The 22,968-nt window shown below is 75.1% G+C and carries 22 protein-coding genes; 8 read left to right on the top strand and 14 right to left on the bottom strand.

The window, feature by feature from the left end; translation table 11 throughout:
• Nucleotides 1-50: 50 nt before the first annotated feature.
• The 4 genes from ACH5A8_RS16090 to ACH5A8_RS16105 form a co-directional block, all read right to left on the bottom strand.
• Nucleotides 51-3,044, bottom strand: coding sequence for an AAA family ATPase (locus ACH5A8_RS16090; protein ID WP_399002254.1), 2,994 nt, complete (start codon nt 3,042-3,044; stop codon nt 51-53).
• An 85-nt stretch (nt 3,045-3,129) separates the two neighbouring features.
• Entirely contained in the window at nt 3,130-4,293 is a 1,164-nt protein-coding gene (locus ACH5A8_RS16095; protein ID WP_399002256.1) for an exonuclease SbcCD subunit D, read from the bottom strand.
• A gap of 119 nt (nt 4,294-4,412) precedes the next feature.
• The gene (locus ACH5A8_RS16100) at nt 4,413-5,039 is read right to left on the bottom strand and encodes a YigZ family protein (RefSeq protein ID WP_399002258.1); all 627 of its coding nucleotides are present in this window, start codon (nt 5,037-5,039) and stop codon (nt 4,413-4,415) included.
• Between the two features lie 193 nt (nt 5,040-5,232).
• Complete coding sequence (locus tag ACH5A8_RS16105; RefSeq protein ID WP_399002260.1) at nt 5,233-5,979, bottom strand: hypothetical protein; 747 nt, start codon at nt 5,977-5,979, stop codon at nt 5,233-5,235.
• A gap of 278 nt (nt 5,980-6,257) precedes the next feature.
• Between ACH5A8_RS16105 and ACH5A8_RS16110 the strand changes: the two genes are divergently transcribed.
• Nucleotides 6,258-6,665, top strand: a complete 408-nt coding sequence (locus ACH5A8_RS16110; RefSeq protein ID WP_399002262.1) for a CoA-binding protein — start codon at nt 6,258-6,260, stop codon at nt 6,663-6,665.
• A gap of 46 nt (nt 6,666-6,711) precedes the next feature.
• On the opposite strand, the gene ACH5A8_RS16115 is transcribed toward ACH5A8_RS16110, so the two are convergent.
• Together ACH5A8_RS16115 and ACH5A8_RS16120 are read right to left on the bottom strand one after the other, a co-directional pair.
• Complete coding sequence (locus ACH5A8_RS16115) at nt 6,712-7,266, bottom strand: YbaK/EbsC family protein (protein WP_399002264.1); 555 nt, start codon at nt 7,264-7,266, stop codon at nt 6,712-6,714.
• A gap of 43 nt (nt 7,267-7,309) precedes the next feature.
• Nucleotides 7,310-7,882, bottom strand: a complete 573-nt coding sequence (locus tag ACH5A8_RS16120; RefSeq protein ID WP_399002266.1) for a helix-turn-helix domain-containing protein — start codon at nt 7,880-7,882, stop codon at nt 7,310-7,312.
• A gap of 93 nt (nt 7,883-7,975) precedes the next feature.
• On the opposite strand from ACH5A8_RS16120, the gene ACH5A8_RS16125 reads away from it, so the two are divergent.
• Nucleotides 7,976-8,833: an EamA family transporter gene (locus ACH5A8_RS16125; protein ID WP_399002268.1), complete on the top strand. Its 858-nt coding sequence runs from the start codon at nt 7,976-7,978 to the stop codon at nt 8,831-8,833.
• A gap of 72 nt (nt 8,834-8,905) precedes the next feature.
• Here the strand turns inward: ACH5A8_RS16125 and ACH5A8_RS16130 are convergent, their stop codons facing one another.
• Nucleotides 8,906-9,760 (bottom strand): acyltransferase, encoded by an 855-nt coding sequence (locus tag ACH5A8_RS16130; protein WP_399002270.1) that lies wholly within the window; start codon nt 9,758-9,760, stop codon nt 8,906-8,908.
• Nucleotides 9,761-9,884: 124 nt separating this feature from the next.
• Here ACH5A8_RS16130 and ACH5A8_RS16135 point away from each other — a divergent pair, with 124 nt between their 5' ends.
• A complete protein-coding gene (locus ACH5A8_RS16135) occupies nt 9,885-10,415 on the top strand; it encodes a gamma carbonic anhydrase family protein (protein WP_399002272.1) in 531 nt (176 codons plus the stop codon).
• A gap of 262 nt (nt 10,416-10,677) precedes the next feature.
• Here the strand turns inward: ACH5A8_RS16135 and ACH5A8_RS16140 are convergent, their stop codons facing one another.
• The gene (locus ACH5A8_RS16140; protein WP_399002274.1) at nt 10,678-11,331 is read right to left on the bottom strand and encodes a DedA family protein; all 654 of its coding nucleotides are present in this window, start codon (nt 11,329-11,331) and stop codon (nt 10,678-10,680) included.
• 221 nt (nt 11,332-11,552) lie between these two features.
• On the opposite strand from ACH5A8_RS16140, the gene galU reads away from it, so the two are divergent.
• A complete protein-coding gene (gene galU / locus ACH5A8_RS16145) occupies nt 11,553-12,608 on the top strand; it encodes a UTP--glucose-1-phosphate uridylyltransferase GalU (protein ID WP_399002276.1) in 1,056 nt (351 codons plus the stop codon).
• Nucleotides 12,609-12,861: 253 nt separating this feature from the next.
• Here the strand turns inward: galU and ACH5A8_RS16150 are convergent, their stop codons facing one another.
• Entirely contained in the window at nt 12,862-13,299 is a 438-nt protein-coding gene (locus ACH5A8_RS16150; RefSeq protein ID WP_399002421.1) for a DUF4442 domain-containing protein, read from the bottom strand.
• 144 nt (nt 13,300-13,443) lie between these two features.
• Here ACH5A8_RS16150 and ACH5A8_RS16155 point away from each other — a divergent pair, with 144 nt between their 5' ends.
• A complete protein-coding gene (locus tag ACH5A8_RS16155; protein ID WP_399002278.1) occupies nt 13,444-14,478 on the top strand; it encodes a hypothetical protein in 1,035 nt (344 codons plus the stop codon).
• A 42-nt stretch (nt 14,479-14,520) separates the two neighbouring features.
• Here ACH5A8_RS16155 and ACH5A8_RS16160 read toward each other — a convergent pair whose 3' ends face one another.
• Both ACH5A8_RS16160 and tuf read right to left on the bottom strand, forming a co-directional pair.
• Nucleotides 14,521-15,312, bottom strand: coding sequence for a spermidine synthase (locus tag ACH5A8_RS16160; RefSeq protein WP_399002423.1), 792 nt, complete (start codon nt 15,310-15,312; stop codon nt 14,521-14,523).
• Nucleotides 15,313-15,562: 250 nt separating this feature from the next.
• Nucleotides 15,563-16,732, bottom strand: coding sequence for an elongation factor Tu (gene tuf / locus ACH5A8_RS16165; protein WP_399002280.1), 1,170 nt, complete (start codon nt 16,730-16,732; stop codon nt 15,563-15,565).
• Between the two features lie 376 nt (nt 16,733-17,108).
• On the opposite strand from tuf, the gene ACH5A8_RS16170 reads away from it, so the two are divergent.
• Nucleotides 17,109-17,933: a TVP38/TMEM64 family protein gene (locus ACH5A8_RS16170; RefSeq protein ID WP_399002282.1), complete on the top strand. Its 825-nt coding sequence runs from the start codon at nt 17,109-17,111 to the stop codon at nt 17,931-17,933.
• A 265-nt stretch (nt 17,934-18,198) separates the two neighbouring features.
• On the top strand, nt 18,199-18,378 hold the full coding sequence (locus ACH5A8_RS16175) for a hypothetical protein (RefSeq protein WP_399002284.1): 180 nt from the start codon (nt 18,199-18,201) through the stop codon (nt 18,376-18,378).
• A gap of 16 nt (nt 18,379-18,394) precedes the next feature.
• Here ACH5A8_RS16175 and ACH5A8_RS16180 read toward each other — a convergent pair whose 3' ends face one another.
• Complete coding sequence (locus ACH5A8_RS16180; RefSeq protein WP_399002286.1) at nt 18,395-19,135, bottom strand: SDR family NAD(P)-dependent oxidoreductase; 741 nt, start codon at nt 19,133-19,135, stop codon at nt 18,395-18,397.
• 369 nt (nt 19,136-19,504) lie between these two features.
• Complete coding sequence (locus tag ACH5A8_RS16185) at nt 19,505-19,789, bottom strand: hypothetical protein (RefSeq protein WP_399002288.1); 285 nt, start codon at nt 19,787-19,789, stop codon at nt 19,505-19,507.
• Nucleotides 19,790-20,451: 662 nt separating this feature from the next.
• On the opposite strand from ACH5A8_RS16185, the gene lnt reads away from it, so the two are divergent.
• Entirely contained in the window at nt 20,452-22,026 is a 1,575-nt protein-coding gene (gene lnt / locus ACH5A8_RS16190) for an apolipoprotein N-acyltransferase (protein ID WP_399002290.1), read from the top strand.
• Here lnt and ACH5A8_RS16195 read toward each other — a convergent pair.
• Complete coding sequence (locus ACH5A8_RS16195) at nt 21,944-22,855, bottom strand: Gfo/Idh/MocA family protein (protein ID WP_399002292.1); 912 nt, start codon at nt 22,853-22,855, stop codon at nt 21,944-21,946. The genes lnt and ACH5A8_RS16195 overlap by 83 nt on opposite strands.
• Nucleotides 22,856-22,968: the final 113 nt, after the last annotated feature.

A 22,968-nucleotide genomic window follows, 5' to 3' on the forward strand; every position in this document is an offset into this window, starting at 1 on the left:
AGGGCCCGGAGAGGGCCGGGAAGAGGGGGCGGCGCCCGGCGCCGGCTCGGTCAGGCGGTTCCGCGCTGCCGCACCGTCGACCCCGACCGGCCCTTCACTATCTCCAGCTGCGCGTGGACGCGCCGCCGCAGATCGGGCACATGACTGACGATGCCCACGCTGCGGTCGCGTTCGCGCAGCGAGTCGAGCACGTCCAGGACCTCGTCGAGGGTCTGGTCGTCGAGGCTGCCGAACCCCTCGTCGATGAAGAGGGTGTCCAGCCGGACCCCGCCCGCCTCGTCGGTGACCACGTCGGCGAGACCGAGGGCGAGCGCGAGGGAGGCGAAGAACGTCTCGCCGCCGGACAGGGTCGCCGTGTCCCGTTCCCGGCCGGTCCAGGCGTCGACGACGTGCAGCCCCAGGCCGCTGCGGCCGCGGCCGGCGCGGTCGTCGGAGTGGACGAGGGTGTAGCGGCCGGACGACATGCGCCGCAGCCGTACGGTGGCGGCGGCGGCCACCTGTTCCAGGCGGGCCGCCAGGACGTAGGACTCCAGGCGCATCCGGCGCTCGTTGTCGGCGGAGGTGCCCGCGGTGAGGGCGGCGAGCCGGGCCACGCGGTCGTACTCCTCGCGCAGCGGCGCCAGACGCCGGACGCCGGTCGCCGCGCGCGCGGAGAGCCGGTCGAGCTCGCCGCAGCGGCGGGCCGCGGCGTCCCGCGCGGAGGCGGCCTCCCGCAGCCGCCGGCCCGCTCGCGCGGTGGCCGCCTCCGCCGCGGGGAGGTCGGCGGGCGGTCGTCGCGCGGCGGCGACGGTGTCGCTCTCGGCGAGCACCGCCCGCACGGCGGCCTCCTCCGCCTGCCAGGTGTCCAGGCGGTGCTGGAGCTCGCGGTGGGCGCTGTCGTCGAGGAGCGCTCCGGCGGCCTCCCCCGGCGTGTCGAAGCCGGCCCGGAAGGCGGCCTCGGCGAGCCGTCCGTCGGCTTCCTTGAGCCGCTCGGCGCTCTCCTCGGCGGCGCGCGCGGCGTCGGCGGCGTCGGTGAGCAGCGCGGCCCGGCGTTCGAGTTGCGCGGCCCGCGCGGCGACGGTGGCGGCGGTGCCGCGGGCCTCGGCGATCTCCGCCTCCAGGGCCGTCCGCTGCCGGTCCAGGTCCTCGCGGCGGGCCAGCCGGGAGGCCGCGTGGAGCTCGATCCGCCTGCGGTCGTCGAGGCGGCGTTCGCGCTCCTGTTCGGCGGCGCGCAGCTCCGTCTCGGCCTGGTGCAGCGCCGAGGCGGCCCGCCGGTCCTGTGCGAGCCGCCGGTCCAGCTCCTCCGCCTCGGCGGCGAGCCGGTCGGCGGGGGTGTCGCCCGCCTCGGCGGTGGCGGCGGCCAGCTCCGCGCTCAGGGCGGCGAGGCGGCGCTCGTCCTCGGCGTGCTGTCGCTCGGCTGCCTGGTGGTCGGCGAGGGCACGCTCCTCGGTCTCGCGGTCGACGTGTCCGGCGACCTTGCGGGCGGGCGCGGGATGCTCGGTGGCGCCGCACACGGCGCAGGGTGTGCCGTCGGCGAGGTTCGCGGCGAGTTCCGCGGCGATGCCGGTCAGCCGCTCCTCCTTGAGCCGGAGCCAGTGCTCCTTCAGTTCCAGGGACTTCCCGCCGGAGGCGAGGGCGCGCTGCCGTGCCCGGCCGGTCTCCTCGGTCAGCCGGTCCCGGTCACGGGCGGCTCTGAGCCGCGCCTGGGCGGGCTCGCGCCGTACGGCGAGCTGTTCGGCCCGGCCGGCCGCCTCCTGCGCGGTCTCGATCCGGCTCCGCAGCGCCGTACGGGTGCTCTCCCAGTCGGCGAGCCAGCTCTCGGCCTCCTGGAGCGCCTCCGTGTCGGCGCGCTCCTGCCGGTCGGCGTCGGCGCGTTCGTCGAGGAGGCCGGCCAGGCGCCGTTCGGCGCGGCGGGCCGACTCCAGTGAGCCCAGTTCCTCGGCGGCGCGGCGGGCGGCGGCGGCGAGTCCGGCCGCGCCGGCGTCGGCGAAGCGCTCCGGCAGCCGGGCACGCGCGTGGGCGTCGGCGGCGGCCGCCCGCCGGTGTCCGGCGTCGGCGGCGGCCCGCAGTTCCAGCGCGGGCGCCACGGTCTCGGCCTTGCGCCCGCGTTCCATCCGCGCCCGTGTCTCCCGGTGGGCGCCGGCGCGTTCCTCCAGGCGTGCGGCGCGTTCGCGCGCTTCGGCGAACCTCCTCTGCAGCCTGGCCAGTTCGCGTACGTCGTCCAGGTCCTGTTCGGCGGCGCGCTGCGCGGCCTCGGCGGCCGTGAGACGGCAGTGGGCGACGGTGAGCCGGTCGCGGGCGGTGCTGCGGGCGACGGCCGCCGCGGTCAGCACCGCCTCGGCGAGACCGGGCTCACCGGGAGCGAGGTCCGGCAGTTCCATGGCGTCGCCGGCGGCCTGCTGCATCCGGTGCGCGTCGGCGAGCAGCGCGGCGTCACCCTCGCGCACCTGGGCCTCGGTGGCGCGCCGGCGTTCGGCGAGGCGCTTCTCGACCTCGGCGAAGCGACGGGTGTCGAACAACCGGCCGAGCAGCTTGCCGCGGGCCTCGGCGTCGGCGCGCAGGAAGCGGGCGAAGTCGCCCTGGGGCAGCAGCACGACCTGGCAGAACTGCTCGCGGCTCATGCCGAGGAGTTGGGTGATCTCCTCGCCGATCTCCTGGTGGGAGCGGCTGAGGTCCTTCCAGGCGCCCGCCGCCGCGTCGTACGCGCGCAGCGTGCTCTGCGCCTTGTCGACGGTCGTCCCGCTGCCGCGCCGTTTCGGGCGCTCCCAGGGCGGCCGGCGGGTGATCTCCAGCCTGCGGCCGGCGACGGTCAGGTCGAGGGTGACCGCGGTGCGGGTGCCGGCGGCGGCGTGGTCGCTGCGCAGGGTGCTCCCCTGCCCGCTCTGCCGGGCGCCGGGCACGGAGCCGTACAGGGCGTAGCAGACCGCGTCGAGCACGGACGTCTTGCCGGCGCCCGTCGGCCCGTGCAGCAGGAACAGTCCGGCGGCCGACAGCGCGTCGAAGTCGACCACCTGGCTGTCCCCGAAGGGCCCGAAGGCGGTCATCTCCAGCCGGTGCAGCCTCACCGCGTCTCCCCCTCGTCCCGCTCGTCGCGCCGGCGCGCCGCCCGCGCCGCACCGCGGCCCTGTGCCAGGGCGTACGTGCCCTCGCTCACCGCGTCACCTCGTGCTCCGCCCCGTCCACGCGGACGGCGTCGAACGCCTCGCGCAGCACCGCCTGTTCGTGGGCGTCGGGCCCGGCGCCACGCACATGGGCCACGAAGTCCTCCGCGATCTCCTGGTCGCCGCGGCCGGCGAGCCGGCGGGCGTAGGACACGTCCGGGTCGTCGGGGGCGCGCTCGGGGTCGAAGACCAGGCTGAGGGTGTGGGGGAAGCGCTCGGTGAGGCGGGCCATCGGGTCGGCGGGGCGGACCGGGTCGGTGAGGGTCGCCTCGACCCACGACTCCTGGTGCCGGGCGAGGTCCGGGTCGGCGAGCAGGTCCTCCAGCGTGCCCCGGATCCGGGCCAGCGCGCGCGGGACCGGGCAGTCGACGCGCTCGGCGGTGACCGAGCCGTCGGCGTCCAGGTCGACGAGCCACATGCTCTTGCGGTGCTCGGCCTCGGAGAAGGAGTACGGCAGCGGGGAGCCGGAGTAGCGCACACGCTCGGTGATGGTCTGGCAGCCGTGCAGATGGCCCAGGGCCGCGTAGTCGACGCCGTCGAACACGCCGGCGGGGACGGCGGCCACCCCGCCGACGGTGATGTCCCGCTCGCTGTCGCTGGGTTCGCCGCCGGTGACGAAGGCGTGCGAGAGGACGACCGAGCGGGTGCCGTGCGCGCGGGCCGCGAGGTCGGCGCGCACCCGGTCCATGGCGGCGGCGAGCACCGCCTCGTGGGCGGCCGTACCGACTCCGAACTCGTCCTTGACGAGGGCCGGTTCGAGGTAGGGCAGGCCGTAGAAGGCCACGTCGCCGTGGGCGTCGCGCAGCACGACGGGCGTTCCGCACGCCGCCGGCTCGGTGCGCAGATGGATGCCCGCGCGGTCGATCAGCCGCGCGCCGACGCCGAGCCGGCGGGCGGAGTCGTGGTTGCCGGAGATCATCACGGTGGGCACGCCGAGGTCGGCGAGGCGGTGCAGGGCGTCGTCGAACAGTTCGACGGCGGCCAGCGGGGGCACGGCACGGTCGTACACGTCTCCCGACACGACCACGGCGTCGACGTCGCGCTCGCGCACGGTCGCCACGAGGTGGCCGATGAACCCGGCCTGGGCGTCGAGCATGTTCACCCGGTGGAACGCCCGGCCCAGATGCCAGTCGGAAGTGTGGAGCAGCCTCATGATTTTCGAAGACTAACGGCCCGGTCCGACAACACGGGCGGTTGTTTCCGCATCCCCCGCCACAAGCGAGACGAAGTGCCCCGTTTCAGCACTGAATGCCCGTTACGTCGCGTGAGTTTTCACGCGTCGCCGTACGCCTCCCCGCCCAGCTCGAAACCGGCGGTCCCCGCGGTGGCGTCCGCCAGCCACGCGCGGAATGCGTCGACGTCGGCGTCCGGCAGGCCGATCTCGATGACGACCGACTCGCCGTAGCGCACGTCCCGGACCTCGCGCCCGGTCGCCCTCAGGTCGTTCTGCACCTTGCCGGCCCGCTGGTGGTCGACGGTCACCGTGGCGAGGCGGAACCGCCTGCGCGTCAGGGTCCCCAGCGCGTCCAGGGCCTCGCCGACCGCGCCGCCGTAGGCCCGGATGAGACCGCCCGCGCCGAGCTTGACCCCGCCGTAGTAACGGGTGACGACGGCGACGACGTAGCGCATGTCGCGGCGCAGCAGCATCTGGAGCATGGGCACGCCGGCGGTGCCGCCGGGTTCGCCGTCGTCACTGGCCTTCTGGACGCCCGCGTCGGCGCCGATGACGTAGGCCCAGCAGTTGTGCGTGGCGTCGGCGTGCTCCTTGCGGACGGCCGCGACGAAGTCCTGGGCCTCCTGCTCGGTGGCCGCCGGGGCGAGGGCGCACAGGAAGCGGGAGCGGTTGATCTCGATCTCGTGCACACCCGCGTGGGCGACCGTGCGGTACTCGTCCTGCATCCGGCCAGCCTATGCGGACCGCCTCGGGGCCCGGACCGCAGGTGCGCGCGCCGTCCGGTGCGGGGACCTCGGGTTCGGGGGGCGCGCGGTCCGGTGCGGGGGCCCCGGGCTCGGGGGCGCGCGCCGTCCGGTGCGACAGCCCCGCGGGGCCGTCGGGCGCGGCCGCGGTCCGGGCCGGCTGCCGCGCGGGCGGTCACGGCGTGCGTCCCACGTCCCGGGTGAGGTCCAGGCCGAGCAGCCGGTCGGCGTGCGCGTAGGTCTCGAAGCGGGCGCCGTCCGGGAGGTCCGGGCGGGTCCCGGCCCACTCCAGCACCCGCAGCGCCGCCGGCACGTCCAGGTCGTCCTCCCAGGCGCCGCGCAGCCGGCCGCGCACGTCCTCGGGTATCGGGCGGGACGGCCGGTCCGCCCACCCGGCGACCGCGTGACGCCAGCGCGCCAGGGTGCCGCGGGCCTCGTCCAGCGCCCGCGTGTCCAGCCGTACGGGCCGGCTGCGGGGGCGGGCGAGCAGGGCGAGCCGCCGGACGGCCGGGTCGTCGTCGGCCGCCGGCGCGGCGGGCACGGCGGCTTCGACGGGGGCGACGGCGACCCAGACCGTCCCGTCGTTCCCCGGACCGGCTCCCGGACCCCGGCCCTCCCCGGCCACATGGACGACCTGCGCCTCGCCCAGCGCCGCGCCGAGGTCACGGCTGTCCTCGAAGGGCCGGATGCCGAGGGCCGCGGCCCCCGCGCGGAGCTCCGCCTGCTCGCGGGCACCGGTCAGCAGCGACCACACCGGCGTACCGCCCAGTTCCAGGGCGCGCACGATGAGGTCGGCGACCAGGAGCACCCGCAGCCCGGAGGCGTCGTACCCGGAGGCGTGCGCCTCGACCCGGGTCAGGCCGCGGCGGGCGGGGGCGGCGGTCACGGGCTCGCCGGTTCGGGCGTCGATGATGCGCAGCACGGCCCGAGCGTAGGCGGCCGGGGGGCGGCCCGCAGGCGAGTGGCGCACATTCCGGTCAGTGCGGCGCAGCCGCGCGGCCGGCTGACTCCGCTCGCCCGCCGCCCGACCGGCCGGCCCGAGCGGAGTCGGCCGGCCCGCCCGAGAAAGGTCGTCCGGCGGGAGGGAGCTCGTCCGGCCGGCCCGGGAAGGAGCCCGCGGCGGCCCGGGGGAATCGCCCGGCCGTGCTCGCTGTTGGCCGGAGGGCAATCGTTCCCCCCAGACGCGAGGAGAGACCTGCGGTGTACGGCGATGCGGCGACGATCCGGAAGATCCTGACCGAACTCGGTGACACGTGGGCCGTGGTGGGCCTGTCGTCCAACCGGAACCGTGCCGCCTACGGCGTGGCCGAGGTGCTCCAGCGGTTCGGCAAGCGGGTGGTCCCGGTCCACCCCAAGGCGGAGACCGTGCACGGCGAGCAGGGCTACGCCTCCCTCGCCGACATCCCCTTCGACGTGGACGTGGTCGACGTCTTCGTCAACAGCGAGCTGGCCGGCCGGGTCGCCGACGAGGCGGTCGCCAAGGGCGCCGAGGCGGTCTGGTTCCAGCTGGACGTGGTCGACGAGGCCGCCTGGGAGCGCACCCGCGCGGCCGGTCTCGACATGGTCATGGACCGCTGCCCGGCGATCGAGATCCCCCGGCTGGGCTAGCCCCTCTCCGGCGGATCACCCCTCGTTCGCGGCGCCTCCCGGGAGGTCAGGTGCCGAGGCCGTCCAGGACCACGGCGCCCGGCAGTTCCGCGAACGCCTTGCCGGGCACCAGGAGCTTGCCGCGCCGCCGGCCACTGCCGACCAGGACGTACGGCAGGTCGACCACGGCGGAGTCGACCAGCACGGGCCAGTCGGCGGGGAGGCCGATCGGGGTGATGCCTCCGTACTCCATGCCGGTCTCCCCCGTGGCCACCTCCATCGGCGCGAACGAGGCCTTGCGGGCGTCGAGTCGGCGGCGGACCACGCCGTTGACGTCCACGCGGGTGGTGGACAGCACCAGGCAGGCGGCCAGCCGGCTCTCCCCGCCGCGCTTGCCGGACACCACCACGCAGTTCGCGGACCGCTCCAGCAGATCGCGGCCGTAGTGCTCGACGAAGGTGGCGGTGTCCGCCCACCGCGGGTCGGTGTCGACGTAGACGATCTGGTCGGCGGGAACGCCGCCGCGCCAGTGGCGTACGGCGTCGGCGACCGGGCGGATCAGCACGTCCAGGCAGTCGGGGGCGGCGGCGGCCTGCTGGAAGTCTCCGATGGGTGCGCGCATGCGGGCACGCTAACAGCCGCGCGGGTCCGCCCGCCGCGGCGTCTCAGCGCACGGGCGGGACGGAGACCGCCATGATCATGTCCATGGGCGCCTCACCGGTGTTGGCGTAGGTGTGCGGGGTGTCCGCCTCGAAGGACGCGCTCGCGCCCTCGGGCACCCGGTGGTCCACCCCGTCGACGGTGAGCGTCAGTTCACCCGCGGTGACGTGGACCAGTTCGACCGTTCCGCCCGGGTGCGGGTCGGAGGGGCTGCCCTCGCCGGGCATCAGCCGCCACTCCCACATCTCCAGCGGGCCCGGCGCCTCGGCGCCCGCGAGGAGCCGGTTGTAGCTTCCGGCGTCGGTGTGCCAGAGCCGCACCGCCTGGTCGGCGGGGACCACGCGCACCTTGGGGCCCTGTTCGTAGTCGAGCAGGGTGGTGATGCTGACGCCGAGCGCGTCGCCGATCTTGACGACGGTGCCGAGACTGGGGTTGGTGCGCGCCTGCTCGATCTGGATGAGCATGCCGCGGCTGACTCCCGCGCGGGCGGCGAGCGTGTCGAGGGTGAAGCCGCGCTCGGTGCGCCAGCGTTTGACGTTGCGCGCCAGGGACTGGGTCAGCAGGTCGAGATCCGACACATTCCGTCCAATATTCTGGATGACAGAGTTCACTGTATTGAACTACGGTGGGGTGCACCCGATCGTTCACCGAACTGTACTGCGAGGCGTCCCGTGACAGCATTCTTCGCCCTGGCCACCAGCCTCCTGTGGGGTCTGGCCGACTTCGGCGGCGGGCTGCTCACGCGGCGCCACTCCGCCCTGACGGTCGTCGTGGTCTCCCAGTCGATCGCGGCCCTGGTCCTGGGCGTCGTCGTGGTGGCCACCGGCGGCTGGAGCGAGGCCGGCCCGCGCCTGTGGTTCGCGGTGGCGGCGGGCCTGGCCGGACCGGTGGCGATGCTCGCCTTCTACAAGGCGCTCGCGCTCGGCCCGATGGGCGTGGTGTCCCCGCTCGCCACACTGAGCGTGGCCGTCCCCGTCGGCGTCGGCCTGGCGCTCGGCGAACGGCCGGGCCTGCTCCAGGTCGCGGGCATCGCGGTCGCCGTCGGCGGGGTCGTGCTCGCGGGCGGCCCGCGGCTGGGGGGCGCGGCCGTGCAGCGGCGGACGATCGGGCTGACGCTGGTCGCGGCCCTCGGCTTCGGCGCGGTGTTCGCCCTGATCGCCGAGGCGTCGACCACCGTCACGGGGCTCTTCCTCGCGCTGTTCGTGCAGCGCGTGACCAACGTGGTGGTGGGCGGGGTGGCGCTGGGCGCGTCCCGGCGGCGGGGCGGCGCGGTGCTGCCGGAGGGCGGGTTCCCGTGGGCCGAGCTGCCGGCGCTCGCCTTCGTCGGTCTCGCCGACGTCGCGGCCAACGGCACCTACGCGGTGGCCGCCCAGCACGGGCCGGTCACCGTCGCCGCCGTGCTCGCCTCGCTCTACCCGGTGGTGACGGCGCTGGCCGCCCGCGGCTTCCTCCGTGAACGGCTGCGTGCCGTCCAGGCGGCGGGAGCGGGCCTGGCCCTGCTGGGCACTCTGCTGCTCGCGACGGGCTGAGCGGCTACCGGCGCGAGCGTTCCGCGCGCGCCCGTGTCGCCCGCCCGGCGGCACGTCGCCGACCCGGCGGGTTCAGCCCTCCGCGTCGACCTCGGCGAGGGACGGACGGACCGGCTGCCGGCCGTCCCCGGGGCGGCCGGGGTCCGGCCGGTCGCGACCGACGGCGTCCCCGTCGTCCAGTTCGGCCAGCCGGGCCACGCTCTCGTCGTCCAGGCCGGCGAGGGCCGCCAGCTGTTCGGGGGTGACACCGTCCGGCACCGGCACCGGCGCCGGGGTCCGCAGCGGCGGCTGCCAGCCCTCGGCGGGCGTCCAGCGCCGTACGACCCGGGCGGGCGCCCCCGCGACGACGGCGTGGTCGGGCACCTCGCCGCGCACCACCGCACCGGCGGCGACCACCACGTTCCGGCCGATCCGCGCGCCGGGCAGGATCACCGCGCCGGTGCCGATCCAGCACCCGGGACCGATCTCCACCGGCTCCATCCGCGGCCACTGCCTGCCGATGGGCTGGTGCGGGTCGTCGTACGAGTGGTTGGTCGAGGTGACGTAGACGTACGGCCCGAAGTAGCAGTCGCTGCCGATGGTCACCGTCGTGTCCGCGATGACGTGGCTGCCCCGGCCGAGGACGACTCCGTCGCCGATGCGCAGGATGGGATCCGGGCCGAGGTCCAGGTCCGGCATGAGGCCCGCGGTCAGCGTGACCTGCTCGCCGATGATGCAGTACGCGCCCAGGCGGATCCAGGGCTCGCCGAAGACGGTGCCGAGCGGGAAGGCCAGCCGCGTCCCCTCCCCCAGGGCGCCGAAGCGGAACCGCCCCGGGTGCTCGGCCGAGACCGAAGCCGTGCGCTGCACCCAGGCCCAGGCCGCGTGGACGGCGCGCTGCGCGAGGCGGCGGCGCCGGGACGAGAACGTGTTCTGGGGCTTGGGCACCCGCTCACCGTACTCAGCCCGCATCGCGCCCGAGCGGTCGGGCACCTGTGATCTTCACCCCACCGGATGACGTACGGTTCCGGGAGACCGTGGCCCCGGAAAAGCAGTGGAAGGCAGGACGAGCATGACGCACAAGGCGCTGATCACGGGCATCGGCGGGCGCGAACCGCGGGTGGACGAGCAGGCGTTCGTGGCGCCGACGGCCACGGTGGTCGGCGACGTGTCGCTGGGCGCGGGCGCCGGCGTCTGGTACGGCGCCGTGCTGCGCGGCGACGTCGAGCGGATCGCCGTCGGCGCGAGCAGCAACGTCCAGGACAACTGCACGCTGCACGCCGACCCGGGCTTCCCGGTCGTGGTGGGCGAGCGGGTCTCCATCGGGCACAACGCCGTGGTGCACGGCGCCACGGTCGAGGACGACTGCCTGATCGGGATGGGCGCGACGGTGCTGAACGGCGCGGTGATCGGCGCCGGGTCGCTGGTGGCCGCGCAGGCGCTGGTGCCGCAGGGGATGCGGGTCCCGCCGGGGTCGCTGGTGGCCGGCGTGCCCGCGAAGGTGCGGCGGGAGCTGACGGAGGAGGAGCGTCAGGGGATCACGCTGAACGGCACGATGTACGCGGAGCTGGCGGTGGCGCACCGCGAGGTGCACGAGAAGTAGGGACCGCTCCGAGGGGTGTTCCGGGGCCGTCCCGGGGTGACGCGGGCACCGGGCGTTCGCCGCGGGGGGCCGGGCGCGCGGCTCCCGTCCGCCGCGAGGCGCCCGCTCCAGGCCCCGGCCTTCACCACGCCACGGAACCCGCCCGGGCTCCGTGGCGCCGGTCCGCGCATCGGGAACGGACGTTCCAGGATCTGCGCCACCGGTTCCGGGACCTGCGGTACGGCTCCCGCCCCCCACGGTCGCCGCCGGGCGGGCCCGGGTCTCACTCCCCGGCGGGCACCGGCTCGGGCGCGTCGGACTCCTGGCGGTCGGCCTGGGCCTTCTTCGCCTTGCGCCGGAGCACCAGCATGGAGACCAGGCCGATGAGCACGGCCACGACCAGGCCGAGCCAGGAGAACTTCTTCAGCCAGGACTCGGCGACGACGCCGACGTAGTAGATGACGGCCGTGGTGCCGCCCGCCCAGCAGATGCCGCCGAGCACGTTGGCGGTCAGGAACTTCCAGTACGGCATGTGCAGCACGCCCGCCAGCGGGCCGGCGAAGATGCGCAGCAGGGCGACGAAGCGGCCGAAGAACACCGCCCACATGCCCCACTTCTCGAAGGACCGTTCGGCGGTGGCGACATGGCCCTCGCTGAAGTGCCTGGGGAACTTCTTCCCCAGCCAGGCGAGCAGCGGCCTGCCGCCCTTGCGTCCGATGGCGTAGCCGATGGAGTCGCCGACGACCGCGCCGACGACCGCGCAGGCGCCGAGCACGACGGGATTGATGCCGGTGTGCTGGGAGGACATCAGCGCGGCGGAGACCAGGATGATCTCGCCGGGCAGCGGGATGCCGAGGCTCTCCAGACCGATGACGAGGGCCACCACGGCGTAGACGGCGGCCGCGGGTACCGTGTCGAGCCACTCCTGGACGTGCACCGCCGGTTCCTCCCCGTTTCGTCCATGCGTTCCCGGGAGCGCCGCGCGGACGCGCCCTCCGACGAAGCCTACCGGTTCGGCCCGCCGGTGCCGCGGGCGTCGGGCGGGGCCGGGGCCGCGCTTCGGCCACGGGCCCGAGGCGTCACCGCCTCCGGACCGCCCACAGCGCGCTCCCATGTTCCTCCGGGCTCGCTCTCATCCCCGTGGGTCAGCATGACCGCATGATCGACTCCGGCTCCGCACCCGCTCCCTGGCCCTCCTCCGCGCTCGCGTCCTCGTCCGGGACCGCGCCCGCCCCGGCCCGTACCGCCCGTACCGCCTCCCGTACCGCCCGTGCGGCCTCCCCCACCGCGCGTGCGGCCGGCGCCGTCCGCAAGGCCGTGATCCCGGCGGCCGGGCTCGGCACCCGGTTCCTGCCGGCGACGAAGGCGACGCCCAAGGAGATGCTGCCGGTGGTCGACAAGCCGGCCATCCAGTACGTGGTCGAGGAGGCCGCGGCGGCCGGGCTCCACGACGTACTGATGGTCACCGGGCGGCACAAGCGCGCGATCGAGGACCACTTCGACCAGGCTTTCGAACTGGAACAGGCGCTGGCGGCCAAGGGGGACAGCGTGCGGCTGGAGGCCGTGCGCGATCCGGCGCGCCTCGCCGCCATCCACCACATCCGCCAGCGCGACCCGCTCGGTCTCGGCCACGCCGTGTGGTGCGCCCGCCACCACGTCGGCGACCAGCCGTTCGCCGTCCTCCTCGGCGACGACCTCATCGACCCGCGCGAGACGCTGCTCAGCCGCATGCTGGAGGTCCGCGACCGCTGCGCGGGCAGCGTGGTCGCCCTGATGGAGGTCGACCCGGCGCAGATCCACCTCTACGGCTGCGCGGCCGTCGAACCGACCGGGGAGGAGGGCGTCGTACGCGTCACCGGGCTGGTGGAGAAGCCGTCGCCCGGGGACGCGCCGAGCGCGTACGCGGTGATCGGCCGTTACGTCCTCGACCCCGGCGTGTTCGGCGTCCTGGAGCGCACCCCTCCCGGCCGGGGCGGCGAGATCCAGCTGACGGACGCCCTCCAGGAACTCGCCTCGGGCGGCACGGTGCACGGCGTCGTGTTCGACGGGCTGCGCTACGACACCGGCGACAAGGCGGACTACCTGCGCTCGGTCGTCCGGCTGGCCTGCGACCGCCCTGACCTGGGGCCCGCATTCCTGTCCTGGCTCAAGGAGTTCGTCCGGGCGACGACGGGCGACGCCGAGCGGACTTCGGACCGGCGGATCGCCGCGTAGACACCGGAGCGGCCGATCACCGCGCAGGGCGCCGGGGTCGGCCGATCCCCTCGTGGGCAGGGGGAGGCCGTCGGCGCGGCCGCCCGATGCCGCCGGCCCTCGGGACCCGGCGTGCGGGGACACGAGGCCCGGCGTGCCGAGGCGGCCGGCCGGGGAGCGGAAGCCCGTCCGGTCCCTTGCCCTTGCCCCCGCGTCCCCGCCCCGGGGACGGCGGGGAACCCGGCTCACGACCTCACCGGCCCCCGGACACCCCTCAGTTGTTCGGACGCAGGGTCCAGACCACCGTCATCTCGCTGGTCACCGCGCCGTCCTGCCGCTCGATCAGCACGCTGACCGGGAACTCGGGGCGCCGCCCCTCGTCGAGCTCGGCGACGACGTCCGCGATGGGGCGGCCGAGGGTCGCGGTGGCCTTGACCGGGCCGAGGGCGAGCTTCTTGAACGCGATCCGGGCGTCCACCGGCAGCGGCACCGCCCGCGAGAGCTGGTCGCCGAAGGCGGCGAGCACGACCGCGCCGCTGGCCGACTCACCGAGCGTGAACATCGCTCCGGCGTGCGGCCCGCCGACGTGGTTGCGGTAGTCCTCCTCGTCCGGCAGGGCCAGCACCGCCCGCTCGGGCGTGGTCTCCAGGTACTCCAGCTTCAGGGTGCGGACCATCGGCACCGTGGCGGCGAGCATTTCGCCGATCGTCATCTGTTCTGCGCTCATGACGCTGATGTTACTCACGAGTAGGTCGCGCTGACCAGAGCGGACCGCGCACCCGTGCCGCCTTTCCGGTACGTCCCCGACGAGGACCGGTGACCGGAACGTGCCCCCGCGCCACTAGGGTTACTGCCCATGTGGCCAGGACAGCAGCCGCCCGGGGGCGAGCAGAACCCGCAGAACAACCCGTACCAGCAGCCGGGATACCAGCAGCCGAATCCCTATCAGCAGCCCGGCTTCCAGCAGCCCGGCCCCTATGGGCAGCACCAGCCGCCCACGCCCCAGTGGGGCACCCCGGCCCCCGTGGGCGGGCCGCAGCCGCCGAGCGGCGGGAACGGAGGCGGCAACCGGACGAAGCTGGTCGCGATCATCGCGGCGGCGGCCGTGGTCGTGGCCGCGGGCGTGACCGGATTCCTCGTGCTCGGCGGGAAGAAGGACGACAAGGCCGACGGCGGCAAGGACGACCCCACGGCGAGCCGGTCCGCCTCGGCCTCGGCATCGGCGTCCGAGAACCCGAGCCCCTCCTCCTCCGCGTCGGAGGAGAACCCGCGCGGCGCCGAGACCGAGAAGCCGACGATCCCCGGCTGGAAGGTCGTCGTCAACCCGAAGCACGGCACCGCGTTCGACGTGCCCGCCGACTGGGAGGTGTCGTCCCCGGGCTGGTCCACCTTCTTCGAGGACAAGAAGGACGGCGGGCCGTACATCGGCTTCTCCGCGCCTGCCTTCCTGCAGAAGAACTGGTGCACGTCGGACGACGACAAGGACGGGCGGGTCGAGTCGTCGTCGCTGGGGGCCGCCGGCACCAAGGGCGAGAACGGCGGGAAGGACACCGCGAGCATCGCCCGCGGGGACGCCGCCGCCTTCGCCTTCGGCGGTTACACCGACCAGAACGACGCGTCCAAGAAGTACCTGAAGGTCGGCAAGGCCCAGCCCTACACCACCGCGTCGGGGGTGAAGGGCAGCGTCGCCACCTCGTACACCTCCGGCGTGCCCAAGAAGCACAAGTGCGACAGCGACGGCAAGGCGACCACCTTCGCCTTCAAGAACTCGAAGGGCGACTTCGTCTCCTGGACCCTGTACGCGCCCAAGGGCGTGAAGAACGAGATACCCGACGCGACCGTCAGGAAGATCCTCGGCACGGTCCGGGTGCACGGCGACCCCACCGCCTGACCGTCACCCGCCGGTCCGGCGGGGAAGCGGGGGCGGGCGGGGTCAGCCGATCCCGAACGCCCCGCCCGGCGGCTCCGGTGAGGGGACGGCGTCCTCGTCCGGCACCGGGGTGGCGGCGCCGATGAACTCCCGCAGCGCGGCGCCGTGTTCGACGCGGGCGGGGAAGGCGTCGGCGGCCGTCAGCCGGGCCAGGCCGGCCGTGTCGACGGGCCGGTGCGCCGCGACCAGCACCGCGTTGCCGAAACGGCGGCCGCGCAGCACGCCGGGCTCGGCGATGAGTGCCAGCTCGCCGAAGACCGCGGCGAACGTGGCGAGTTGGGAGCGCAGGAAGGCGAAGGGCGCGGCGTCGGCGAGGTTGGCGAGGTAGACGCCGTCGGGACGCAGCACGCGCTCGGCCTGCCGGGCGTAGGCCAGGGTCGTCAGGTGGGCCGGGATCCGGGAGCCGCCGAAGACGTCGGCTATCACCACGTCCGCCGAGTCCGCCGGGGCCGCCTCCAGCCAGGTACGGGCGTCGGCGGGGTGCAGCGCGACCGCGGCGTCGTCCGGCATCGGGAGGTGCTCCGCGACGAGCCGGAGCAGGCCCCGGTCGGCCTCGACCACGTCCTGGCGCGAGCCGGGGCGGGTCGCGGCGACGTACCGGGGCAGGGTGAGCGCGCCGCCGCCCAGGTGCAGCACGTCCAGCGGGCGGCCCGGCCGCGCGAGCGCGTCCAGGACGTGGCCGAGCCGGCGCGCGTACTCGAACTCCAGGTGGGTGGGCTCGTCCAGGTCGACGTAGGACTGCGGCGCGCCGTCCACGGTCAGCAGCCAGGCCCGGGCGCGGTCGACGTCGGGCATCAGCTTGGCCGTCCCGTGGTCGACGGCGCGGGTCACGGGTATCGGCTCGGACTCGGTCACCCGTCCATTGTGCCGTTCCCGCCCGACCCCGGACGCGCCGGTGCGCGCCAGAGCGGGCGCGCCGGTCCGGACCCACGCGAGGAAGCCGGTGCCCACCCGGTCGGGAACGCCGGTCCCCGCCCCGGAAGAGCGGGCGGGGAACGCGCCGGTCCGGTTCCGCGTCCCCCGCCCGCTCACGGCGGCGGTCCGGTCACTCGACCGTGGTCACGGTCCCCGCGCCCACGGTCCGGCCGCCCTCGCGGACGGCGAAGCCGAGCCCCGGCTCCAGGGGCACCTCGCGCCCGAGTTCCACCGAGATCGTGACGGTGTCCCCGGGCCGGGCGACCGCCACGTCGCCGAGGTCGACGTCGCCGACCACGTCGGCGGTGCGGATGTAGAACTGCGGCCGGTAACCGGTGGACACCGGTGTCGTACGGCCGCCCTCGCGCGCCGACAGGACGTACACCCGGGCGGTGAAGCGCCGCCGGGGCGTCACGCTGCCGGGCGCCGCGACGACGTGGCCGCGGCGGACCGCGTCGCGCGGGACGCCGCGCAGCAGCAGCGCCACGTTGTCCCCGGCCTGCGCCTCGGTCATGGGCTTGCCGAAGGTCTCCAGGCCGGTGACCACGGTCTCCGCCGCCGCGCCCAGCACCTCGACCCGGTCGCCGACGCGGACGGTGCCGCGCTCGACGGCGCCGGTGACGACGGTGCCGCGGCCGGTGATGGTGAGCACGTTCTCCACCGGCAGGAGGAACGGCGCGTCCAGGTACCGCTCGGGCGTGGGCACGTAGGTGTCCACCGCGTCGAGCAGCGCCTCGATCGACGCGGTCCACCGCGGGTCGCCCTCCAGCGCCTTCAGTCCGGAGACCCGGACGACCGGCACCGAGTCGCCGGCGTACCCCTGCCGGCTGAGCAGGTCGCGGACCTCCAGCTCGACGAGGTCGACGAGCTCCTCGTCGCCCGCGTCGGCCTTGTTGAGCGCGACGACGATGTGGTCCACGCCCACCTGCCGGGCGAGCAGCACGTGCTCGGCGGTCTGCGGCATGATCCCGTCGAGCGCGGAGACGACGAGGATCGCGCCGTCCAGCTGCGCGGCCCCGGTGACCATGTTCTTGACGTAGTCGGCGTGGCCGGGCATGTCCACGTGCGCGTAGTGCCGGGTGTCGGTCTCGTACTCGACGTGCGCGATGTTGATGGTGATGCCGCGCGCGGCCTCCTCCGGGGCGCGGTCGATGCGGTCGAACGGCACGAACGTGCCGGTGCCGCGCTCGGCGAGGACCTTGGTGATGGCGGCGGTCAGGGTGGTCTTGCCGTGGTCGACGTGGCCCATCGTGCCGATGTTCAGGTGCGGTTTGGTGCGTACGTACGCCGTCTTGGGCATGGCTCTACCTCGAAGCCTCGTAGCCGGTGCGGGACCCCGAGGGACGACCGACCCTCCCCCTGCGGGGTCCGCCGGGCGATCCGGGGAGGGTCAGCTTCGGGCGCCGTCGGCAGCGGCCGGGAAGACGAGGACGGCAGCCTTCGGAACATCCGCTGCCGCGGATGCTGCGAGGACGAAGGCGTGCCGGAACATGGGTCGATCATCGCCGACCCCCCGCGGCACGTCGAATGGTTTTCGCCGCACGGGGACTGACGGTCCACCAGTGGTGACCGAACGTCAGGAACGACGCCTCGGCGGCGGTGCGGACCCGCGGCCTGTGACAAGCATGAGACGAACCCTACGGCGATCACACATATCCGTCGGTTAGTGTCACAAGATGTTCGATGCCACCACCCGCTCTGGGGGCACCGCCACGGCCTCTCCCCGGGCCACCGCCACGGAGCACGGCGTCGCCGGCCCCACGGGCGTCCCGGCTCCTCCCCCTTCCTCCGGCGCGCCGGCCCCCGCCGCGTTCGCCGGGCCCACGGGCCTGGCCGCCCGCTGCGTCAGAGCCCTGCTCTCCCCCTGGTCGCGGCTGTCGCTGCTGCTCGTCCTGCTCGCGGCGGCCGGTACGTCCGTGCTGCTCTTCCAGCCACAGAGACTGCTCACCCACGGCTGGCCGCCACAACTCGGCGGCGCGGCCGCGGCGGTGGCCTTCGCGGTGGCCTACGGGCTGTGCACGGTGGCGTTTCTGCCCCGGCCGCTGCTGAACCTCGCCGCGGGCGCGCTCTTCGGCTCCCAGGTCGGACTCGCCACCGCGCTGGCCGGAACGGTGCTTGGCGCCGGCGTGGCCTTCGGGCTGGGCCGGGTGCTGGGCCAGGACGCGCTGCGTCCGCTGCTGCGCGGCCGGCTGCTGAAGGCGGCGGACGGGCAGCTCAGCCGGCACGGGTTCCGGTCGATGCTCGCGGCCCGGCTGTTTCCCGGGGTGCCGTTCTGGGCGGCGAACTACTGCGCCGCCGTCTCCCGCATGGGCTGGCCGGCGTTCCTGCTGGCGACGGCGCTCGGCTCGGTCCCGAACACCGCGGCCTACGCCGTCGCCGGCGCCCGGGCCGCCGCGCCCACCTCCCCGGCCTTCCTGATCGCGATGGCCTGTATCGCCGTACCGGCCCTGGCGGGCGCGGTGGTGGCCTGGCGCAAGCGCCACCACCTGCGCGCGCGCTGACCACGGCGGGCGCGGCGGCCCGGGCGGCACCAAGGCCGCCGGCCGTCGTCGCCCGCGCCGGGGCGCCGCCGCCTCCGCCCTGTCGTCGGCCCTTTCGGCCGCTGCGGTCCGCGGGCGTGACGGCCGCCGGGCCCATCGAGCGCGGGCGTGCCGGGGCAAGGCACCGGGGCGACGGCCGGGCGGTGGCTCGCGGGTGACCGAGTCCATACGGTCCGCGTAGCCGTCCGGTAGCGCAGCGTCAGGGCTTGCCCCTAGGCTTGGGGTCATGTCCCCCGATTCCATGGCCCTTGGTTCCGTGCGCTCTGCCGCCGAACTGAACGAGCAGATCCGGGCGCTCTGGCTGCGCTCGGGCGGGTCGCTGTCCGCCCAGGAGCGAGCGGAGTACGAGCTGCTGCTGGTCGAGTGGGCCGCCGCCATCCGGGGCAGAGTGATCGAGGCCGCCTGAGGGCCGGCACCTCCTCTCAGCGCCCGCCCGACACCCGCAGCACCGCGCCGGAGGCGTAGGAGGCGTCCGGCGACATCAGCCAGGCGACGGCCGCGGCGATCTCCTCGGCCCGGCCGGGCCGGCGCAGCGGGATCGTCCCGGCGGCGCGCCCGGCCCGCTCCGGGTCCCCCATCTCCTCGTGCATCTCGGTGTCGATCATGCCGGGCGCGACCGCGTTGACGCGGATGCCGTCGGGACCGAGCTCCTTGGCCAGCCCCAGGGTCAGGGTGTCGACGGCGGCCTTCGTCGCCGCGTAGTGGACGAAGTCGCCGGGGCTGCCGAGCGTGGCCGCCGCGGACGAGATGTTCACTATCACGCCGCTGCCCCGGGGCACCATGAGCTGCGCGGCGCGGCGCGCGCACAGCAGGGTGCCGAGCAGGTTGACCTCCACGACCCGGCGCAGGTCGGCGGTGTCCGTGTCGGTGAGGCGGCCCAGCGGTCCGGTCACGCCGGCGTTGTTGACCAGGCCCGTCACCGGTCCGAGCCGTTCCTCGGCGGTGGCGAAGAGCCGTGCGACGTCCGCCTCCTCGGAGGTGTCCATCCGGACGGTGACACTGCGTGCCCCGGCCTCCAGCACCTCGTCGGCGACCGCCTCGGCGGCCCGGGTGTCGCTGACGTATCCGATCACCACGTCGTGCCCGTCGGCCGCCAGCCGCCGGCAGACCGCGGCGCCGATGCCCCGGCCGCCGCCGGTGACGACTGTGACAAGACGTTTCATGCGGACCTCCGCTGCACTTCCGGCGCCGCTCGTCCGCCGCGCCCGGCGAACCCCCTCTGCGATCAGACTAGGCCCGCAGGTGCTCGAGCACCTCGTCGGCGAGGGGGCAGGGCCGTTCCTCGGGCAGCAGTGCGGCGGCCCGCTCCCGCTCACCCGTTCGGACCAGTGCGTGCGTCTCGGCCGCGCCGCGAGCGGGGTGACGTCCTCGATGCCGGTGATCCACTCGTCCGCGTACCGGGTCGCGGCCGGTCCGGCCGGTCCTGGCCGCAGGGACCGGTGGGCCGGCGGATCGAGCGCTAGTCGCGCTCGGGGTCCCACCGCACGCGCGCGGACGCCTCGCGCAACCTCATGCGTCCGGCCCGGACGCCGTCATGCGGAAGCCACCACCTCGCCGGCCATGACCTGGGGAGGGTCGGGGAGCAGCGACGCGAGGTTGTCCCGCACGAAGTCCGCAGCCCTCGAGATCGATTCGTCGGCACCGGCCCGGTCCTGGAAGACGCTGGTCGAGACCATCACTCCGTCCCCGGTGTCGATCCAGTAGTAGGCCACGAAGCCGGAGACCTGGCGCATGAGCGGCACGAACCCCTCCTTCACGACACGTGCGGCCTCGGCCGGATCGGTCACCCCTTCGTACCGTCGGACTGCTGCGTACATCCCCGAGCTCCTCACGGTGTTCTGGGCCCGTCCTCTGCCGAGACGTCGTACCCCCTGTGCCGGCTGCCTGGCTCTCAAGGCGTCCGGCAATCACCTGAAGGGCCGCCTCGAGCGATCCGAACGGCGTCCGTCGGCCCGGACAGACGGCCCTGCGCACGTCCGCCACGAGAAGTCATCGACGTGGAGCGGAGCGCCTGAGCAGGTGGCTGCCCGCAGTACGGAAGAGGCTGTGAACCCGGCTCGGTGACCCGTGTCACCGGTCGCGTCGCCAGGTGTCCGGGAAGCGGCCGGCGCGGGCGGCGGGCCCGCCGAGCCGCGGGGGGGGCAGGCCTGGTGGACGGTGATCGTGGTGTCGGTGTGGCGGGCGCGGACCCGGGACCGGGGCTCTCGCTCGGCATGGTGATCGTCCACCCGTCCGCGATCGTCCGCTGTGCCCGCCCGGGGGCGCCGAGTGTCCCGGCCTCGGTGCGACGGCACTCCGGTTCGGCGACCTCGGTACGGCGGCCTCCGGTTCGGCGGCCCCGGTGTCGACCGGCCCGGGTACGGCGACCCCGGTTCGGCGGGGTGAGGGCCGCGGCCGGCTGTCCGGAATGCGGCTCCCGGCCGCACACTGGAGCCGTTCGCCGGGTAGCCGGAGCCGGCCGCGGGTAGGAGGGCGCCCTATGAAGACGTTCGGCCGCCTGCCGGCCTCCCCGTGGCGCCGTTCGGTGCTCGCCGTCCTCGCGGGCGCGCTGCCCGTGTTCGCCTTCCCCGCGCCGTCGCTGTGGTGGTTCGCCTACGTCGCCCTGGTGCCGTGGATCCTGCTCGCCCGTTCCGCCGGAACCGGGCGCCGGGCCGCCTGCGACGGCTGGTGCGGCGGGCTGGGCTTCATGCTGGCCGTGCACCACTGGCTGCTGCCCAGCCTGCACGTGTTCACGGGGGTGCTGGCGGCGCTGCTCGGTCTGCTGTGGGCGCCGTGGGGGTGGCTGGTGCGGCGGTTCCTCGCCGGGACGCCCTCGGCGGGGCGGGCGGCCGCCGCCCTCCTCGTGCTGCCGTCGGCCTGGCTGGCCGTCGAGCTGGTCAGGTCCTGGCAGGGGCTGGGCGGGCCCTGGGGGATGCTGGGCGCCAGCCAATGGCAGGTGGCGCCCGCGCTGCGGCTGGCGTCGGTGGGCGGGGTATGGCTGCTGAGCCTGCTGCTGGTGGCCGTGAACGTCGCCGTAGCCCTGTTGGTCGCCGTCCGGGCGGCGCGGACGGCCGCGGTCGCCGCTCTCCTCGTCTCGGCCGTGGCGACCTCGGCCGTCTGGGCCTGGGCGCCGCGCCCGGACGTCGACGGCCGGGTCCGGATAGCCGTCGTCCAGCCGGGGACGATCGGCGGGGCGGACAGCGGGCAGCGGCGTTTCGACCGCGAGGAACAGCTGACCCGGACCCTGGCGGGACAGCATGTCGACCTGGTCGTGTGGGGCGAGAGCAGCGTCGGCTTCGACCTGGCCGACCGGCCGGACATCGCCCGGCGCATAGCCGCCCTCTCCCGCGCCGTCGGCGCCGACGTGCTGGTCGACGTGGACGCCCGGCGCTCGGACCGGCCCGGCATCTACAAGAGTTCCGTGCTGGTCGGCCCGCAGGGCCCCACCGGCGACCGTTACGACAAGATGCGGCTCGTGCCGTTCGGCGAGTACGTCCCGGCCCGCTCCCTGCTCGGCTGGGCGACCTCCGTCGGCAAGGCGGCGGGCGAGGACCGCAAGCGGGGCGGCGGGCAGGTGGTGATGGACGTCGGCCACGGCCTGCGCGTCGGCCCGCTGATCTGCTTCGAGACGGCGTTCCCGGACATGAGCCGGCACCTCGCCGCCGACGGCGCCGACGTGCTCCTCGCGCAGTCCTCCACCGCCACCTTCCAGCACAGCTGGGCCCCCGAGCAGCACGCCTCGCTCGCCGCGCTGCGCGCCGCCGAGACCGGCCGGCCCACGGTGCACGCCACCTTGACCGGGGTGTCCGCCGTCTACGGTCCGACCGGGCGCCGCGTGGGCTCCTGGCTCGGCACCGACGCGAGCACCGCGCGGGTGTACGACGTGCCGACCGCGCGCGGTGTCACCCCGTACGTCCGCTTCGGCGACTGGCCGGTGCACGCGGCCCTGCTGGTGCTGGCCGCGCTGTGCGTGACGGAGGGGGTACGGGCGCTCAGGCCGCGCCGGAGCGCTCCAGCACCGTCCGCACCACCCGCTCGCACAGTTCGTGAGTCTCCAGCGCGTCCCGGGCGCTGAGCACCTTCCCGGCGCGCACGGCGTCGAGGAAGGACAGCACGGCCTGCTCGATCCCGCGCTGCCGGGCGACCGGCACCCAGTCCCCGCGCCGTCGTACGGTCGGCTGGCCCTTGTGGTCGATCGTCTCGGCGAGGTTGACGACCTGACGCTTGGTGTCCTGCCCGGAGACCTCGAGGATCTCCTCGGCCGAGCCGCTGAGCCGGTTCATCACGCCGAGCGCGGTGAACCCGTCCCCGCCGAGCTGCAGCACGACGTGGTGCAGCAGCCCGTCGCGCACCCGTCCGCGCACGGTGACGTCGTCGACCGGGCCGGGGACCAGGAACCGCAGCGTGTCCACGACGTGGATGAAGTCGTCGAGGATCATCGTGCGGGGGTCCTCGGGCAGCCCGACGCGGTTCTTCTGCATCAGGATCATCTCGCGCGGGTGCTCGGCGCACTGGGCGTAGCCGGGCGCGTGGCGTCGGTTGAAGCCGACCGCGAGCGAGACGTTCCGTTCCTCGGCGAGCTCCACCAGGCGCGCGGAGTCGGCGAGTTCGTAGGCGAGCGGCTTGTCGACGTACGTGGGCACACCCGCTTCGAGCAGCCGGGCGACGATCTCGGGGTGGACTGCGGTGGGCGCGTGCACGAAGGCGGCGTCGAGGCCCGCGCCGAGCAGCGAGTCGAGGTCCGTGTGGCACTGCGCGACGGGCAGGTGGAGGCCGTCGGCGACCTGCCGCAGCGTCGCCGGCGTCCGGGTCTGCAGGTGCAGTTCGACCCCGGGCCGCGTGCCGAGGACCGGCAGGTACGCCTTTCGCGCGATGTCGCCGAGTCCGATGCAGCCGACCTTCACGTGCTCTCCTCCACCATTCGTCCGCGTTCGCCGCGCACCGCTCGTACGCGTCCGCCGCGCTCCTCCACCGACGGCCGCGTCCGCACCGATCGCGCCGGTGTCGCCGCTGCGCG

Origin of the sequence: Streptomyces sp. NPDC018610 (assembly GCF_044391765.1) — a bacterium.
Taxonomy (GTDB): Bacteria; Actinomycetota; Actinomycetes; order Streptomycetales; family Streptomycetaceae; genus Streptomyces.